Here is a 16,044-nt window from a genome sequence, read left to right as displayed (position 1 = left end):
GAACGGGTCAACCCGCCACCTTCGTGAGGTGGCGGGTTGACCCGTTCGGAGTGGTCTATCCGACCATCACTTCTTCTTGTCCTTCTTCTTGTCCTTCTTCTTGTCCTTCTTCGGGCGCGTCGCCTCGAGTTGTCGTCCACGCCGCCGATATCGCCAGATGAACCAGCCGACGAGGATCGCGAGAAGGACACCGATGATCACGCCCCACGCGGTGGCGGCGCGGAAGCCCGGGGCTTCGACGTCGAAGATGCGTTCACCCGCGTGGGCACCGTTGCCGCCGCCGGCGACGACGGAGAGCGTCAACAGGTTGGGGATCGCCACGACGATGCCGGCGACGGCGAACGCGATCGCCGGGACGTTCCGCAACCGGCTGCGGCTCAGGAACGCCAGCGTGAACAACAGGAGCGGAACGAAGGTGCAGAGAACACCCAGGACGAGTCCGGTCCAGACACCGCTGGCCATCGATCCGTCGACCCGGCCGCCGATCTGGCCCGCCCACCAGCGCGGCAGGAATGCCTCGAGGATGAAGTAGGTGATCACCAGGAGGGCGGCGATGATCAGGCCGATGACGACCTTCCTGACGATCGTGTTCGCACGTTCGGCGGCTGTCGGCTTCAGTGATGCATCGGTCGTCGCGGGGGCGCCCGGGGGTGTCGATCCCGCCGGTGCCGACGCGGGCGGGACCGGCGCGGTGTTCGAACCGGGCGGCGGGTCCACCGGGTCTGTCGGATCGGCCGAGAACTGCTCGTTGCTCATGGGCCGAGTGTAAGCGCGGAAGATGACCTTTCAGGTGCGACGCCGCCGACGATCGGTGGCGGCCGGCGAACCCGCGTCGCGAATCCCGCCGTAGATCCCCCGGCGGACGATCCACGGTTGCAGCACCGTGTCGACCGACCAAGCGGGGAAACGGAACGCGCGACCGTTCGGCGCGAACACCTGCAGACCGTCGCGTTGCACACCGAGAACCGATCCCCACCGTCGGCGGGGCGGCACGTAGCGCCGCGCCCGGTCCGGTCGGCCCGCCAGATCGACGCGGATGTTGTGGGCGAGAAGCCGGTCGGCACGGTTACGGGCCGAACCACGGAGGGCGTCGGTGGCGGCGATGTCGCCGACGGCATAGACGAGTTCATGTCCCGGAACCCGGAGCTGCGGTGTCACGTAGACGAATCCGCCCGGATCGAGGATCTGCGGAGGCAACCACTCCGAATTCGGGGTCACCCGACCGATCGCCCACAGCACCGCGTCGGCGTGCACGGCGTCCTGCCCGGTGGTCCAGCGCACGGATCCGCTGGTGATCTCGTCGCAGCCGAAGCCGTCGGGCACCTGGGCGCGGTGTCCGCCGTGCACACCCACACCGAGTGTGCGCAGCCGCGCCGACACGTTCCGCCAGGTCCGCCGATGGTGGCGGGGCAGTGCGCGCTCACCGGGATGGTAGAGATCGATCCGTTTACCCGGCCAGGTCGCTGCCAGGTTCGCCGCCGCGCTCACCGCGGCGGCACCCCCGCCGATCACCGCGATCGAATCCGCGACCGCCAGACGGCGGTGTGCAGCGGCCAGGTCCCGGTCGACATCGGTCGGGGACTGGAGACCGGGACGTCGCCAGAAGCCGTTGCGGACACCGGTGGCGATGACCAGCGCGTCGAACGGTTCGATGACATCGGTTTCGTCGGCGGTGCGTACGGTGACGGTTCGTTCGACTAGGTCGGCTCCGGTCAGCGACCCGTGGACGGTGCGGACGCGGTCGAGCTTCCGGAATCGTTCGAACGGAATCCGGTAGTCGCGGGCCCAGGTGTCGGGCCGACTCACGCGAAGCCCGAGTTCCTGACCGCTGACCAGCCCGGGCTTCGACGAGATCCCGACGACGTCCGCGTGGCGGGACAGATGGATGGCGGTGAGGATGCCGGTGTCACCGAGCCCGGCGACCACGACGCGGCGAGTCATCCGGTGATGCGTTCGGCGGAATGCGGCGGACGGGTTCGGCGAGGTGGGCGGGGTACGAACCGGGACACCCGGTCGACGACCTCGGGATAGCCGGGACGTCGGGACAGGCTGCGCTGCTCCATCATCGGAATGCTGGCGCCGAGGAACATCGCCAGCATCACCACCACACCCACGAGCAGCCACCACCAGTCGGCGGGCGAGGCGGCGATCCCGAACAACGCCATCGCGACCCAGAAACCGAACTCGCCGAAGTAGTTCGGGTGCCGGGACCACGACCACACGCCGGAGTCCAGCACCGACCCAGGCGTGCGGTGTGCGGTGAAGCGACGCAGCTGGGCGTCGGCGACGTACTCGAGGGCGATGGCGGCCGATCCGACGACCGCGGCGAGTGCGGTGAGCCAGCCGATCGTCGAATCATGTCGGGTGACTGCGACATACACCGGGACCATGCCGAGGAACACCTGAATGGTGGGGATGACGTGGATGGCGACCAGGTCCACGACGAAGGCCGCACGGCCGGCACGCTGCTTGAGCAGTCGGTAGCGCCAGTCCTCGTGATCCAGACCCGGCCACCCGATGGCCCAGTTGGCGGTGAGCCGGACGGCCCACACTCCGAGGACGAGAGCGATGACCCAGCAGTGCACCGCTTCGATGCCGACATCACCGGCGGCCCACCAGTACACCAGGAGTGCGGGCGGTATGACGCTCCAGTAGGCGTCATACATGCTCGAGTTCGAGTACAGGCGGCTGGAACCGAAGATCACCAGCGTCGCCCAGAGGTCGGCGATGAGGGTGTCGAGCCACAGGTGGCCGGTGTCGGGACCCAGCCACAACCATGCGGCGGCGACACCGAACGCCACCAGGTAGGCGAGCACCACGCGCACGAACGACGCTGTCCGGCTCACGAGATCTCGTCCTATCGTCGGCGGGTCACAGCTGCTTCTCGATGGCCCCGACCAACTTCTCGGGTTTGGTGGCCGGTGCGAAGCGTTCGACGACGACTCCGTCGCGGTTCACCAGGAACTTGGTGAAGTTCCACTTGATCCGTCCGCCGAACACTCCCGACTTCTGGGTGCGTAACCACTCGAAGAGGGGATGGGCGTCGGGCCCGTTCACCTCGACCTTGGCGAACATCGGGAAGGTGACGTCGTAGGTGAGCGAACAGAAGTTCTTGATCTCTTCTTCGTCGCCGGGTTCCTGATGTGCGAACTGGTCGCACGGGAAACCCAGAACATGCAGTCCCTGCTCCTGGTAGTCGCGATGAAGCGTCTCGAGGCCTTGGTACTGGGGTGTGAAGCCGCACTTCGACGCGGTGTTCACGATCAGCAGCGGGTCGCCCCGGAACTGCGAGAGGTCGACCGGGTTTCCGTCGATCCCGGTCGCGGTGAAGTCGTACGCGGAAGTCATGCCGCCACGCTACTTCCGGTCCGCGCGCGACGAAACGCATTGGCCGGAACCCGCAGGTGCCGCGGATCAGTCGCCGAATCGTTCGGTGCGGATACGGCTCGGGTCGTGGCCGGCGTCGACCATCCACTTCGCACAGTCCTCGACGAACCGATTGGGCCCGCAGATGTACACGGTCGGTGATCGGGACGGATCCATGGTGAGTGCGGCCAGTTCCGCCGAGTCGAGGCGTCCGGCCGGTCGCGCCGATCCGGCTGGTGCGTCACGGGTGTGGACGAGATGGAGATCCAGGCGATGGTGCTCCATGAGTTGCCGGATCTCGTCGCGGTAGTAGACGCGTTCCGGACTGCGCACCGAGTACACCAGGGAGAAGGGCGTGAGCGGTGCGTCGACCTCGCGGCTCCGGACCATCGACATGAGCGGCGCGACCCCGGATCCACCGCCGATCAGTTGCACCGGTCGGTCGTCGCCGGAGGCCCAGGTGAAATACCAGCCATGCGGTCCGCTGATCTCCAGAGGATCACCGACCTCGACGACATCGACCAGGTAAGGGGACACCTCACCGTCCTCGAGGCGTTCGACGGTGACCTCGAGCGATCGGCTCTCCCGGGCGTCCGATACCGAGTAGGTGCGGGCGGTGGAGTAGCCGTCCTCGGCGGTGAGCCGGATGTCGACGTGCTGACCGGGCAGCACGTGGATCGGCTCGGGGAGCGCGAGACGCAGTGTGCGTGCGGTCGGGGTGATGTCGACGACGGACGTCACCGTCGTCAGCAGCCAGTCGGTCACGAGTACCGCTGCTCGCGCCAGGGGTCGCCGTACATGTGGTAACCGCGTTCCTCCCAGAATCCCGGCATGTCCTCGGGCATGAACCGAAGGCGCCGAATCCATTTCGCGCTCTTCCAGAAGTACAGGTGAGGGACGAGGAGCCGGGCGGGACCGCCGTGTTCGGGTGCCAGCGGTTCCCCGTCGAAGGTGTCGGCAATCCAGCCTCGTCCACCGGTCAGGTCGGCGAGCGGGACGTTGGTCGTGTACCCGCCGTAGCAGTGCGCCATGACGTACGGGGCGGGTTCGAAGGGCATCGCATCGATCAGCGTGTCGAAGGAGACACCACGCCAGCGCGTCGCGAACTTCGACCACCTTGTGACGCAGTGGATGTCGGTGGTGACCTCGTCGTGGCGCAGCGCCTGGAACCGCTCCCAGGTGAATGTCGTGACCCGGTGCTCAGCAGACTGGATGGCGAGGGACCATTTGTCCAGGGGGATCGACGGTGTCGGTTCGGCCGACAACACCGGGAAGTCAAGGGTCGTGTACTGCCCGGGCGGCAGCCGGCGAGCATCGCGGTCCCGACGGCCCACGAACCCTCGGTTGACAATCGCCATGGTCGCGGAGTCTACGCCCAGGCGGTCGGGTCGGCCGCGTGGCCGTAGACGGTAGTGTGACCTCTCGGCGCGTTGCACCGGCAGCGCTTCGGGCGTCATGGAACGATCGTGGCGACTCACCGAGCCGGAGGTACGCCATGCCCGTAGACACGTCCGATCTCGTCATCGACGCACGAGGACTACGCAAGTCGTTCGGCCGTTTCGAAGCACTGCGCGGTCTCGACCTGGGGGTCCGGCGGGGGGAGGTCCACGGATTCCTCGGTCCGAACGGAGCAGGCAAGTCGACGACGATCCGCGTGCTGCTGGGATTGTTGCGGGCCAACGCGGGTGAGGTTCGGATACTGGGTGGCGATCCGTGGCGCGACGTCGTGGAACTCCATCGACGGCTGGCCTATGTCCCCGGTGACGTCGCCCTGTGGCCGTCGATGACCGGCGGCGAGATGATTGATCTCCTCGGTTCGATGCGCGGTGGACTCGACGAGGATCGTCGTGCCGATCTGGTCCGGCGTTTCGAACTCGACACCACCAAGCGCGGACGCCAGTACTCGAAGGGCAACCGCCAGAAGGTGGCGATCGTCGCCGCGCTCGCATCGGAGGTGGAGCTGCTCATCCTGGACGAGCCGACGTCGGGTCTGGATCCGTTGATGGAGAACGTCTTCCAGGAGGTGGTCGGAGAGGCCAAGTCCCGGGGTACCACGGTGTTGTTGTCCAGCCACATCCTCGCCGAGGTCGAGACCCTCGCCGATCGTCTCAGCATCATTCGCGACGGCGTGATCGTCGCGGCGGGGACCCTGTCGGACCTACGTGGTCACACCCGCACATCGGTACGTGCCGAGCTCGAGACCATCCCGTCCGAGGATCGGCTCGGTGAACTGCACGAGGTCGACATAGACGGCCAATGGATCAGTGCCACAGTCGATTCCGACCGCATCGGTGCGGCGATGGAGGTGTTGACGTCGTGTGGACTGCGGTCGCTGACCGTCGAACCTCCGTCGCTGGAAAGCCTGTTCCTCCGGCTCTACGGGTCCGAGGATTCGACGTCGGGGAAGAAGTGACCATGGCCGTCGCCTCGATCGCCGGTACGCGACCGCTGTTGACCGCGACGCTGCACCACGAGGCGAGAGCGTTCGCTCCGTGGATCGTGCTGCCCACGGCGTTGTCGGTGTCGTCGGTCCTCGTGTACCCCTGGCTGTTTCCCGACCTCGTGGAAAGGCGGGCCTTCGCGGCCACGGTCGGGGCCAACCCGGCGCTGGGTTTGATCTTCGGCCCGGCCTACGACCTGTCGACTGTCGACGGCTTCAACGCCTGGCGCAGTCTCGCACTCGGTGGGTTCATCGCTGCGCTCGGCGCGATCCTCATCGTCGTCAAGGCCAGTCGCGGGCAGGAGGACTCCGGCCAGGCCGAATTGCTGGCTTCAGGTGTTCTCGGTCGGTCGGCACGCCTGCTGACGGCGCTGGTGATGGCCGTCCTGTGCTCGCTGGCGATCGGTGTCGTGGCCGCAGTGGCCACCGGACTGTGCGGCGGCGCCTGGGGGTCGTCGATGTTGCTCGGTGCCGGATTCGCCGTCACGGGTTGGATGTTCGCCGCCGTCGCGGTTGTCAGCGCCCAGGTGGGCGCCGACGCCCGTGCGGCGACGACGATCTCGGTGTCGCTGCTCGGCGTGCTGTTCGTCCTGAGAGGCTTTCTCTATTCGGTGAGCGCACCGACCTGGACGACGTGGGCCAACCCGCTCGGATGGGTCCAGGAGACGCGGCCGGCAACGGGAGATCACTGGTGGCCGCTGGCACTCGGAGTCGCACTCGCGGTTGTTCTCGCCGGAGTCGGCTTCGTACTTCAGGTCTCACGTGATTTCGGCCAGGGACTCGTCCCGTCCAGGCCCGGACCGCCGCGGGGGCGGAGCAGAACGCCGATGGACCTCGCGGTCCGCCTCAACCGAGCCCCGATCGCCTCGTGGTCGGTGGGGTTCATCGGTCTGGGCGTTGTCTTCGGTTACTTCACCAGGTCGGTGAAAGGCCTGCTGGAGGCGAATCCGGCGATGGCCGGGGTCTTCGCCTCCGGCGCCGCGTCCCCGGCCGATTTGATCTCCGCATTCGTCACGACGATCCTCAGTCTGGTCGGGATCATCGCATCGGTCGCGGGCGTGCAGATCGTCAACCGCGTGCGTACCGAGGAACTCGAGGACCGGGCCGAAGCGGTGCTCGCGACATCGGTTGCCCGAGTGCGCTACATCGCCACCAATGTCGCTGTCGCACTGCTGGCCACGGCGGCGTTCCTGCTGATCGCCGGGATGGTGGTCGGGATCTTCGCGTCCACCGCCGACATCGGGATCACCTTCGGCGACGCGCTGCTCCAAGCCCTTGCGACGATCCCCGCGACCTGGACGGTCATCGCCTTCGCAGTCGCCGTGATCGGCGCCCGACCGGTGGCCCGTCCGGCGATCTGGCTCGGTGTGCTGGTGTCCTTCGTGATGACCATTCTCGGCCCGAGCTTCAAATTGCCTGGGTGGGCACTCGGTTTCAGTCCGTTCCACCACGTACCCGACGTCGTTGCCGCCGGCGCGAACTGGTGGGGCCTTCTGTGGATCGGCATGGTGACCATCGGATTCCTGGCCATCGGTTTCGCCGGATTCCGACGGCGCGACATTCCGTGAGCTCAGCCGAATCCGTATGACATCGAGCCCGGTTTCCGGACTCGATGTCATACGGATCGCGGTTCGCGATCAGTTCTGTCGGAGAGCCGCCGCAAGCCGGCGCCACTGCTCGCGCGGGAAGCCGCGGTGGTCCTTCTGGAGCACCTGGACGCACACGTGATCGGCGCCGGCGGAGCGGTGTTCGTCGATGCGCGACAGGATCGCCGACTCGTCGCCCCAGACGATCAGTGCGTCGAACAACCGGTCGCTGACCGTGGTGAGGTCCTCGTCGGTGAAACCGAGGCGACGAAGGTTGTTGGCGTAGTTGGGCATCGCGAGATAACCCGTGAGCCACTTGGTGCCGACCGCACGCGCCTCGTCGCGGTCCGCGGCGAAGATCGCAGTCTGCTCGGGGGCGAGCAGCGGTCCGTCGCCGAGGGTCTCGCGAGCGGTGGCGGTGTGCTCGGGCGTGACCAGGTACGGGTGGGCCCCGAGTGTCCGGTCCGCCGCGAGACCGAGCATCTTCGGTCCGAGTGCCGCGAGGACCCGGCTGTCCGCTGGGACCGGCTGCGGCGCGGCGTCGAGCCCGTCGAGGAATGCGCGGGTGGTGGCGAGCGGCTTCTGGTAGCGGCCGGCCTCCTGCGCGTCGATGAGCGGAGCGTGGCTGATACCCAGGCCGAGCAGGAAGCGCGGACCGAACTCATCGGCAAAACTCGCGTGCGCGGCCGCGACATCCGCGGGTTCGTGCATCCACATGTTGAGGATTCCGGTGGCGACCACCGCCTTCTCGGTGGCACCGAGCAGGTTGCGCACCGAATCGAGAACCGGACCGCCGACGTCGGGAACCCAGAGGGCGGTGAAGCCCAACTCGTCGAGTTCGGCAGCGGCTTCCGCGGCCTCCCCGGCGTCTCCGTATCGTAGTGGCGAACTCCAGATTCCTACCCCGTCGAGATTCATGGTCACGACACTACCGACGGTCCTCGGCGGGGGGCGCGAGTACCGGGTTCATGGCCCTTCCGACGTTCCCGGCACCGTCCTGGCCAGGCGGGTGTCGAACGCAGCGGTCAGCTGACGGAAGACCTTGATTCCGACCGCCCCGACGACGATGACGCCGATCCCGACAGCTGTGCTCAGTTCTTCGGTCATCAGACCGGCGATCCCGATCGCCAGGACATAGCCGGGCACCCACTCGAACAGGTGGAACATGCTCTGCGGTTCCTCGTCCGTCGGCCACCCCTCACGGACGGCGGCGTGATACGTGGCGTAATCGGGATAGAACTCGGTGAACGCGATGGCGAACACCGTGCCGCCGATCTGGATGATCCAGCCGGTCCAGAAGTTGTTCGGGTCGTCCAACACGATGTCCCCGACGGCGCCCGAGATCGCTGCGACGGCGAAACCGCCGACCCACGCCCAGGTGATGACGTAGTTGATCCGCAGGAACAGCGGACTGGTCCAGTATTCCGGCTCGGTGGTCTCGCGGGCGTACTGGAGGGTGAAGGGTTGCCGCACGAGGATCGAGCCCAGGGCGAAGGCCACCAACGCGACGTTGGTCATCTCGCCGCCCCATTTTTCCAGCCAGTCGATGACATCGTCCGAGGCGAACAGAGCCAGTGCGGCCATCGTCCCGAAGTAGGCCACATCGAACAATTCGAGCAGTTTGAAGCTGCTCCCGCGGCGATGGGTCCCCACGACCAGCAACAACGAAAGTGCGAAGGCCGACGCCGCTGCCTCCTCGAAGCGGCCCGGTCCCGTCACCAGTGCCATCAGGATCCACGGCGACATACCGGCGAAGGGGGAGTCCAACAGCGCGGTCAGAACTCCACGCGCACCCGACCTCGGTCCGTGCTCCGTGGTGGGTCGGTCGGTCGCCGAGTTCTCCGGCACGTTGGACATCTCTGAATTGTGAGTCTTCGCTGGGGTTTTCGCTTGGATCTCGCCGAATAGGTATGGAAAAGGGTCAATTCACGCCGCGTCGGCGTGATTCCGCTCAGCGCTGGGGCGCGATCACCAGCGCCGCGTTGTGGCCACCCATCCCCAGCGAGGTCTTGACGGTGGGTCCCGCATCGAGAGGGGACGGGCCGTCGAGCAGTTGCGGAATACCCTCGGACACCCTCGGCGTCGCCGGGATCTCGCCGCGCTCGTAGCCGAGCAACGACGCGGCGAGCTCTACCGCACCCGCTGCTCCCTGGCAATGCCCGGCAAGTGGTTTGACGGAGAAGACCTCGCTGTTGGGCAGCATCGTCTCCGCGATCGTCGCCTCGGCGCGATCACACTGCGCGGTACCCGGACCGTGCGCGTTGAGATATCGGATCTCCTCGCCCGCGACGCCGGCGGCCGAGAGCGCCTGTTCCACGCAGCCCACGACGTTGGTCAGTTCCGGATCGATCGAGGTGACGTGATAGGCGTCGTGGGACATGGCCCCGCCCAACACATCTGCATAACCGTCGATCGCGCGGTTGGTCATCGTGAAGGCGATGGCGGCCTCGCCGAAGGTGAAACCGCGGCTGCCGGTCTGGAACGGACGGCAGGCGTCGAGTGCGTCGGTGTCGGTGACGGCGACGCCCAGCTGCACGAACATGCCGACCACCTCGGGTTTCGCCGACAGGTCGGTCGCGACGACGAGCACGTCGTCGACGAGATCGGAGTCGAGCCACGACTTCGCGGTCACGATCGCCGCGGACCCCGAGGTGCACATGGCCGACACGTTCATGGCCGGACCGTGAAAGCCATACTCCTGCATGAGGAGCGAGACCGGCGTGGACGGTGTCACGGACAGGTACTGACGTCCCGTGTACTGCCCGACACCGGAGGTGACCATCGGGTACATGTCGAGATCGCCGAGCACACAGGCGTGTACCAGCCCGACGCGAGAGCCCGGACGCCAACCGCGTTCCGACGCATCCTCGATCGCCTCCCGCGCAGCACTTCGCATCGCGCGCGCGAACCGGGTGTTCCCGTCCGCCTGGTCGCCGCCCTCCGGTACTCGCACGATCCAGCCCGGACCCCCGTGGTCGTCGGAACCGAATCCGAAACCTTCGTGCAACGCGGCTGCGGACTTGCCCGAGACGAGGCCGTTCCACAGGGCCTCCCGACCCCATCCGTAGCCGGTCACAGCTCCCACACCGGAAATGGTCGATCTGTTGTTTGTCATTGGTGCACTCCCTTTTCGTGATTTGGAATTGACAGCGATTGTCGAGGTCATCGGACCGAACCCCACCCACAAGAATCCCCCAGAAAGCGGCATTCGACCCATCTCACGGCGCCGGTCGCGACGAGATTTCACGGTGCCGGTCGCGACGAATCTGACTTTGGCACGACTCTGCCGTCGTTTTCGCGCTCCATTTGTCCCCTGTGTGGGGGAATATGAACAGCGGGGGCTCGGAGCAGGGTGGGGGGAGGACTGACGCAGTGCCGGAATCGATGCCGACGGACGGTGGCCACGGTGATCTCGTCGCGCCGCACGCCGAGCCGATGACCCGATCCAGCGACGCGGCGGTGGCGGAACGCTACCGACTCCTCCTCGAACTCAGTCCGGACGCGATCGCCGTACACCAGGACGGTGTCATCGTCTATGTGAACTCCGCGGCGCTCGACTTCGCTCGTGTGACCGACCGGGGTCAGATGCTCGGCCGTCCGATCACCGACTTCGTCCATCCTGACGAACTCGCGCACATGATCGAGCGAATCGTCAGCATGGGCGAGGAGGCCGGAGCGGCGACGTATCCGGAGGAAGTCGTGATGGTCGACGCCCACGGGGTGTCACGTCCGATGGAGGTCACCTCGGTACGCACGGTGTGGCACGACAAGCCCGCCTATCAGGTGATCTTGCGCGACATCACCGCCCAGAAGGCGATCGAGGTGGCTCTACGGCGGCAGGCGGCGTTGCTCGATCACGTCAGCAACGCCGTGATCGCCGTCGACCGGGACATGACCGTGCGGTCGTGGAATCCCGCCGCCGAGCAGATGTACGGAATCAGCGCCGACAAAGCCCTGGGTCGTGAACTGGGTTCGGTCATCGGCGGCACCCTCGACATCAAGGCGGCGATGGCACTGGGTGGCACGGTGGACCAACTCCACCGCCGTGCCGACAACGATCGGACCTTCCTGGCCCACATCTCGGTGACGTCGATGGACGATGGCTTCCTGATCGTCGCCGAAGCCACTCGCAGACCGCTGATCGAACGCCTGGGCACCATCCTGGCCGCCCTGCATCAGGCAGTGATCGTGGTGCGAGAGGACGGCAGAATCGAACTGGCGAATCCGGCCGCCGCGACCATGCTCGGTCCACAAAGCGTGCCCGGTTCGCTCGTCCACGATCTGCCGCTCGACTTCGTCGACGGTGAATCGCCGGTCGTCCGTTGTCTGAGGACCGGGGTCGCGATCACCGATGCGACCGCGACGATCAACACGCCGGGCGGCGAGCGATGGCTGTCGTGCAGCTGCCGGCCGATCGACGACGACACCTCCGACGCGGTCGCACTGGTGTCCTTCGCCGATATCACCGAGCGCTATCGCGAGCGGACCCGGCTGGCGTGGGACGCGGTCCACGATCCACTCACCCAGCTGTACAACCGGGCGGGGATCCTCAAGGAGCTCGAGGCGCATATGGATGCCCTGGCCGAACACGACTCCGGTTGCGTGGCGATCTATTACATCGACCTCGACAATTTCAAACTCGTCAACGATTCGCTCGGTCATGCCGTCGGCGACGAGGTGCTCCACGCCGTCGCCCAGCGGCTCGCGGCGGCGACGCCCCCGGCGGGTGCGGTCGGGCGGATCGGGGGCGACGAGTTCGTCCTGGTCACCACCCACACGAAAGAGAGCACGACCGCCGAGATCGATCGACAGATCGAGTCGGTGCGCGCCGCGATCAGACCTCCCGTGAGGGTGAGCATCCGCAGCGAACCGCTGACGGTGCGGGTGAGCATCGGCGTGGCCACCGTTGCGGCGGGCGAACGGTACACCCCCACGGATCTCCTTCGCGATGCTGATATCGCTCTTTACCAGGCACGCAAGGCATCTCGAGAACCGTACGTCCAGTTTCGGACGCAGCACCGGGAAGAACTCCAGCGCCGCCAGCGGATCGAAGAGGAACTGCGCCGCGCCCTGGACACCGACCGCTCGCAGTTGGAGATCCACTACCAGCCGATCGTCTCCACCGACACTGGAACGCTTGTCGCGCTCGAAGCACTCCTGCGGTGGAATCACCCCGACCTCGGTTCGATCCCGCCGGCCGAGTTCATCCCTCTCGCAGAGCAATCCACGCTCATCGACAAGGTCGGCGCGCACGTCTTGGCAACGGCCTGCGCCGAGGTGGCAGCGACGCCCGAGCTGGCGCAGATCATGTTGTGCGTCAACGCCTCCCGGCGTGAACTCACCAACGGCGAATTCCTCCACCGACTCACGGCGACCTGCGAGCAGACCGGCATGAACCCGCGATCACTCTGCCTGGAGATCACCGAGAGCGCGCTCGCACCGCTCGACGGCGGCCTGCTCAACCTGCTGCGTGAGATCCGGGCACTCGGCATCCACATCGCCCTCGACGACTTCGGCACGGGCGCTTCCTCACTGAGTGAGCTGTATCGACTGCCGGTCAGCATCCTCAAAACGGCCAAGGCGTTTGTCGACGCCCTCGAGGAACGCCCGAGCGCCCGCACGATCCTCACGGGCATCGTCGACGTCGCGCACGCGATGGGCGTCCGGGTGATCGCCGAGGGCGTCGAGACCGCCGAGCAGGCCGCCACCATCGCCGCCGTCCGGTGCGACCTCGCACAGGGCTACCACTACGGACGGCCGAAACCGCTCGCCGAGATCGTGACCGAGGGCGCGGCGAGCTCGGCCCCCCAAGACGTACGGGACGACTTCTGACCCGCCGGTCCAGACCAGATCGAGACCGACGCGTGTTCGGATGTGCGCCGCGTGGTCTCGCTCCGCGAGTAGATTGGGCGCGAAACCGTCGAAAACGACGGCCATGCAACCGGACAGCGAGGTCACGGACATGTCCCAGGATTCGTGCTGCGACACACCGGCGAGCGGGGTCATGTGATGGCCGACGCGCAACAACGCGAGATCGCCGAACAACACACGGCGAAGGTCATCGGCGTCACCGTTGCCGCGGCCGTCGGCGGATTCCTCTTCGGCTTCGACAGTTCCGTGGTCAACGGCGCCGTCGACTCGATCGAATCGAATTTCGGTCTCGGCAAGCTCATGACGGGGTTCGCCGTCGCGATCGCACTGCTCGGTTGCGCCCTCGGCGCATGGTTCGCCGGGCGACTGGCCGACGTGTGGGGCCGCAAGCGGGTGATGCTGCTCGGTTCGGCATTGTTCACCATTTCGGCGATCGGCACCGCGTACACGCAGACGATTCCGGACCTGCTGCTCTGGCGCGTGCTCGGTGGCATCGGCATCGGTATCGCCTCGGTCATCGCCCCGGCCTACATCTCCGAGATCGCGCCCGCTCGTTATCGCGGCGCACTCGCATCGATGCAGCAACTGGCCATCACCATGGGTATCTTCGCCGCCCTGCTGTCGGATGCCGTTCTCGCCGACACTGCCGGCAGTGCGTCAAACGACCTCTGGTGGGGTCTGGAGGCCTGGCGATGGATGTTCCTCGTGGGTGTCGTACCCGCCGTCGTCTACGGCGTGCTCGCTCTGATGATCCCCGAGTCACCGCGATATCTGGTGGGCCGCAACCGCGATGAGGAAGCAGCCCGCATTCTCCAGGAGGTGACCGGAGAGAACAACCCGCTCGATCGGGTGAAGGAGATCAAGCTCACCGTCAAGCGTGAGTCCAAGTCGTCCATCAAGGACATCACCGGCCCGTCGTTCGGACTTCACCCGCTGGTGTGGGTCGGCATCTGGCTCGCGGTGTTCCAGCAGTTCGTCGGCATCAACGCGATCTTCTACTATTCGACGACGCTGTGGCAGTCGGTGGGATTCTCCGAGAGCGACTCGTTCAAGACATCGGTGATCACGGCGGTCATCAACGTGGCCATGACGTTCGTGGCGATCCTGTTCGTCGACCGCATCGGACGCCGGAAACTCCTCCTGGGCGGATCCGTGGGGATGTGCATCGGACTGCTCATGGCGTGTGTCGCGTTCACCCAGCAGATCGGTGAGGGCGAGAACGTCACACTTCCCGACCCGTGGGGTGTGATCGCGCTGATCGGCGCAAACCTGTTCGTCGTCGCCTTCGCCGCCACCTGGGGACCGGTCATGTGGGTGATGCTGGGGGAGATGTTCCCCAATCGGATCCGAGGTGTCGCTCTCGGCGTGTGCACCGCGGTGAACTGGATCGCCAACTTCACGATTTCGATGCTGTTCCCGCCGATGACCGAGGCCGTGGGACTCGGAATCATCTACGGCTTCTTCGCCTTCTGTGCCGCGGCATCGTTCGTCTACGTGTTCAAGAAGGTCGAGGAGACGAAGGGTCTGGAACTCGAGGACATGGACTCGGTCGCGGAATCCAGGCTGTCCCGGATCACCGCCGCCCGAGCCCCCGAACAGGCATGAGCGGAGGAGTACCGGTCCATGGCTGATCTGCGCGACCTCGACGTGCCGGTCGTCGCGGCACCGATGGCCGGCGGTCCGACGACCCCCGAACTGGTCATCGCCGCGAGCATGGCCGGGGGACTGGGCCAGCTGGCCGCGGGATACCTGACTCCCGAGCGCCTCGCGTCGGACATCGCCGCCGTCCGCGACGGGGGCACCGACACCTTCGGGGTGAACATCTTCGTCCCCGAGGCCGAACCGGTGAATCGGGACGCCGTGGCACGCTACCGCGATCGCCTCCTCGACTACGCCGCCTCTCTCGGCGTGGAACTGCCCGCCATCGAGGAACTCGGCGACGACGACGATCGGTTCGACGCCAAGATCGCGCTGATGTGCGACGAACGAATTCCCTTCGTCTCGTTCGCTTTCGGTTGCCCATCGGCCGACACCGTCGGCGAACTGCGACGCCATGGCTGCAACGTGGGCGTCACCGTCACCACCGAGGACGACGCGAGCAGGGCCGCCGAGGCCGGCGCCGACTGGCTGTGTGTGCAGGGACCCGACGCCGGCGGTCATCGGTCGGTGTTCGACCGTCGGACCGAACCGCCCACCCAACCGCTGGACGACCTCGTCCGGGCGGTGATTGCACGCGTCGATCTTCCTCTCGTGGCGGCGGGCGGTGTGTCGACCCGTGATCGAGCCGGCGAGCTGCGATCCCTCGGTCCGGTCGCGGTGCAGGTCGGCACCGTGCTGCTGCGCACCCACGAAGCCGGAACCAAGCCGGCGCACGCGGACGCGCTGGCCGATCCGGCGCGCACCGAAACGGTGGTGACCCGCGCATTCAGCGGACGCCCCGCACGGGCGCTGCGCAACCGCTTCACCGACGAGTTCTCCGACGCCGCGGTGGCCGAGTATCCGGCGGTCAACAAGCTCACCGGTGGCATCCGACGCGCCGCCGCCACCGACCCCGACGGCATCAACCTCTGGGCCGGGAGCGGATTCCGCGACGCCGCCGTCGAGTCCGCGGCCGACACGATCCGCCGTCTCGGCTGACCCATGCCGCGGCAATCGCCGCGCCCCGGCGCCTAGACTCTGAGACGACGAGGGGACGCCATGAATGAGCCTGCGGTGCGTCTGTCGGCCGAACCAGACATTCGGAGTTCGCCCGACCAGCCGCGATCGATGACGACACGAGCC

General features: G+C 66.6%; 14 protein-coding genes. 5 read left to right on the top strand and 9 right to left on the bottom strand.

Annotation, left to right across the window (positions count from 1 at the left end; genetic code table 11):
• Window positions 1-66 precede the first annotated feature (66 nt).
• The 6 genes from BPODLACK_RS07475 to BPODLACK_RS07450 form a co-directional block, all read right to left on the bottom strand.
• Window positions 67-756 (bottom strand): hypothetical protein, encoded by a 690-nt coding sequence (locus BPODLACK_RS07475; RefSeq protein ID WP_024499233.1) that lies wholly within the window; start codon window positions 754-756, stop codon window positions 67-69.
• A gap of 30 nt (window positions 757-786) precedes the next feature.
• Window positions 787-1,941, bottom strand: coding sequence for an FAD-dependent oxidoreductase (locus tag BPODLACK_RS07470; protein ID WP_024499234.1), 1,155 nt, complete (start codon window positions 1,939-1,941; stop codon window positions 787-789).
• On the bottom strand, window positions 1,938-2,846 hold the full coding sequence (locus BPODLACK_RS07465) for a DUF1295 domain-containing protein (protein ID WP_024499235.1): 909 nt from the start codon (window positions 2,844-2,846) through the stop codon (window positions 1,938-1,940). The genes BPODLACK_RS07470 and BPODLACK_RS07465 overlap by 4 nt, the downstream gene beginning before the upstream one ends.
• Before the next feature lie 25 nt (window positions 2,847-2,871).
• Window positions 2,872-3,348, bottom strand: coding sequence for a glutathione peroxidase (locus BPODLACK_RS07460; RefSeq protein WP_024499236.1), 477 nt, complete (start codon window positions 3,346-3,348; stop codon window positions 2,872-2,874).
• Between the two features lie 66 nt (window positions 3,349-3,414).
• Window positions 3,415-4,131, bottom strand: coding sequence for a ferredoxin reductase (locus BPODLACK_RS07455; RefSeq protein WP_024499237.1), 717 nt, complete (start codon window positions 4,129-4,131; stop codon window positions 3,415-3,417).
• A complete protein-coding gene (locus tag BPODLACK_RS07450; RefSeq protein ID WP_024499238.1) occupies window positions 4,128-4,724 on the bottom strand; it encodes a sulfite oxidase-like oxidoreductase in 597 nt (198 codons plus the stop codon). Before BPODLACK_RS07450 ends, BPODLACK_RS07455 begins: the two co-directional genes overlap by 4 nt.
• A 137-nt stretch (window positions 4,725-4,861) precedes the next feature.
• Here BPODLACK_RS07450 and BPODLACK_RS07445 point away from each other — a divergent pair, with 137 nt between their 5' ends.
• Window positions 4,862-5,779 (top strand): ABC transporter ATP-binding protein, encoded by a 918-nt coding sequence (locus tag BPODLACK_RS07445; protein ID WP_024499239.1) that lies wholly within the window; start codon window positions 4,862-4,864, stop codon window positions 5,777-5,779.
• Window positions 5,780-5,781: 2 nt separating this feature from the next.
• The gene (locus tag BPODLACK_RS07440) at window positions 5,782-7,374 is read left to right on the top strand and encodes an ABC transporter permease (protein WP_024499240.1); all 1,593 of its coding nucleotides are present in this window, start codon (window positions 5,782-5,784) and stop codon (window positions 7,372-7,374) included.
• A 69-nt stretch (window positions 7,375-7,443) separates the two neighbouring features.
• On the opposite strand, the gene BPODLACK_RS07435 is transcribed toward BPODLACK_RS07440, so the two are convergent.
• From BPODLACK_RS07435 to BPODLACK_RS07425, 3 genes are all read right to left on the bottom strand, one after another.
• On the bottom strand, window positions 7,444-8,310 hold the full coding sequence (locus tag BPODLACK_RS07435) for an LLM class F420-dependent oxidoreductase (protein WP_024499241.1): 867 nt from the start codon (window positions 8,308-8,310) through the stop codon (window positions 7,444-7,446).
• Between the two features lie 48 nt (window positions 8,311-8,358).
• Entirely contained in the window at window positions 8,359-9,249 is an 891-nt protein-coding gene (locus BPODLACK_RS07430; RefSeq protein WP_159405001.1) for a hypothetical protein, read from the bottom strand.
• A gap of 94 nt (window positions 9,250-9,343) precedes the next feature.
• On the bottom strand, window positions 9,344-10,507 hold the full coding sequence (locus tag BPODLACK_RS07425; RefSeq protein WP_159405000.1) for a beta-ketoacyl synthase N-terminal-like domain-containing protein: 1,164 nt from the start codon (window positions 10,505-10,507) through the stop codon (window positions 9,344-9,346).
• 320 nt (window positions 10,508-10,827) lie between these two features.
• Between BPODLACK_RS07425 and BPODLACK_RS07420 the strand changes: the two genes are divergently transcribed.
• The 3 genes from BPODLACK_RS07420 to BPODLACK_RS07410 all read left to right on the top strand — a co-directional run bounded on the left by BPODLACK_RS07420 (window position 10,828) and on the right by BPODLACK_RS07410 (window position 15,900).
• The gene (locus BPODLACK_RS07420) at window positions 10,828-13,224 is read left to right on the top strand and encodes a sensor domain-containing protein (RefSeq protein WP_407043644.1); all 2,397 of its coding nucleotides are present in this window, start codon (window positions 10,828-10,830) and stop codon (window positions 13,222-13,224) included.
• Window positions 13,225-13,401: 177 nt separating this feature from the next.
• Entirely contained in the window at window positions 13,402-14,868 is a 1,467-nt protein-coding gene (locus BPODLACK_RS07415; RefSeq protein ID WP_159405094.1) for a sugar porter family MFS transporter, read from the top strand.
• Window positions 14,869-14,886: 18 nt separating this feature from the next.
• A complete protein-coding gene (locus tag BPODLACK_RS07410; protein WP_159404998.1) occupies window positions 14,887-15,900 on the top strand; it encodes an NAD(P)H-dependent flavin oxidoreductase in 1,014 nt (337 codons plus the stop codon).
• Window positions 15,901-16,044 lie beyond the last annotated feature (144 nt).

The sequence above is a fragment of the Gordonia sp. YY1 genome, from assembly GCF_009872315.1.
In the GTDB taxonomy this organism is placed as follows: domain Bacteria; phylum Actinomycetota; class Actinomycetes; order Mycobacteriales; family Mycobacteriaceae; genus Gordonia; species Gordonia amicalis.
This window is presented reverse-complemented; position numbering and strand designations above follow the sequence as displayed.

What these genes read in the sequence shown, in the direction of transcription:
- BPODLACK_RS07475 (WP_024499233.1), bottom strand. Translation starts at nt 756, where the DNA reads ATGAGCAACGAGCAGTTCTCGGCCGATCCGACAGACCCGGTGGACCCG.
- BPODLACK_RS07470 (WP_024499234.1), bottom strand. Translation starts at nt 1,941, where the DNA reads ATGACTCGCCGCGTCGTGGTCGCCGGGCTCGGTGACACCGGCATCCTC.
- BPODLACK_RS07460 (WP_024499236.1), bottom strand. Translation starts at nt 3,348, where the DNA reads ATGACTTCCGCGTACGACTTCACCGCGACCGGGATCGACGGAAACCCG.
- BPODLACK_RS07450 (WP_024499238.1), bottom strand. Translation starts at nt 4,724, where the DNA reads ATGGCGATTGTCAACCGAGGGTTCGTGGGCCGTCGGGACCGCGATGCT.
- BPODLACK_RS07445 (WP_024499239.1), top strand. Translation starts at nt 4,862, where the DNA reads ATGCCCGTAGACACGTCCGATCTCGTCATCGACGCACGAGGACTACGC.
- BPODLACK_RS07440 (WP_024499240.1), top strand. Translation starts at nt 5,782, where the DNA reads ATGGCCGTCGCCTCGATCGCCGGTACGCGACCGCTGTTGACCGCGACG.
- BPODLACK_RS07435 (WP_024499241.1), bottom strand. Translation starts at nt 8,310, where the DNA reads ATGAATCTCGACGGGGTAGGAATCTGGAGTTCGCCACTACGATACGGA.
- BPODLACK_RS07430 (WP_159405001.1), bottom strand. Translation starts at nt 9,249, where the DNA reads ATGTCCAACGTGCCGGAGAACTCGGCGACCGACCGACCCACCACGGAG.
- BPODLACK_RS07425 (WP_159405000.1), bottom strand. Translation starts at nt 10,507, where the DNA reads ATGACAAACAACAGATCGACCATTTCCGGTGTGGGAGCTGTGACCGGC.
- BPODLACK_RS07420 (WP_407043644.1), top strand. Translation starts at nt 10,828, where the DNA reads ATGACCCGATCCAGCGACGCGGCGGTGGCGGAACGCTACCGACTCCTC.
- BPODLACK_RS07415 (WP_159405094.1), top strand. Translation starts at nt 13,402, where the DNA reads ATGGCCGACGCGCAACAACGCGAGATCGCCGAACAACACACGGCGAAG.
- BPODLACK_RS07410 (WP_159404998.1), top strand. Translation starts at nt 14,887, where the DNA reads ATGGCTGATCTGCGCGACCTCGACGTGCCGGTCGTCGCGGCACCGATG.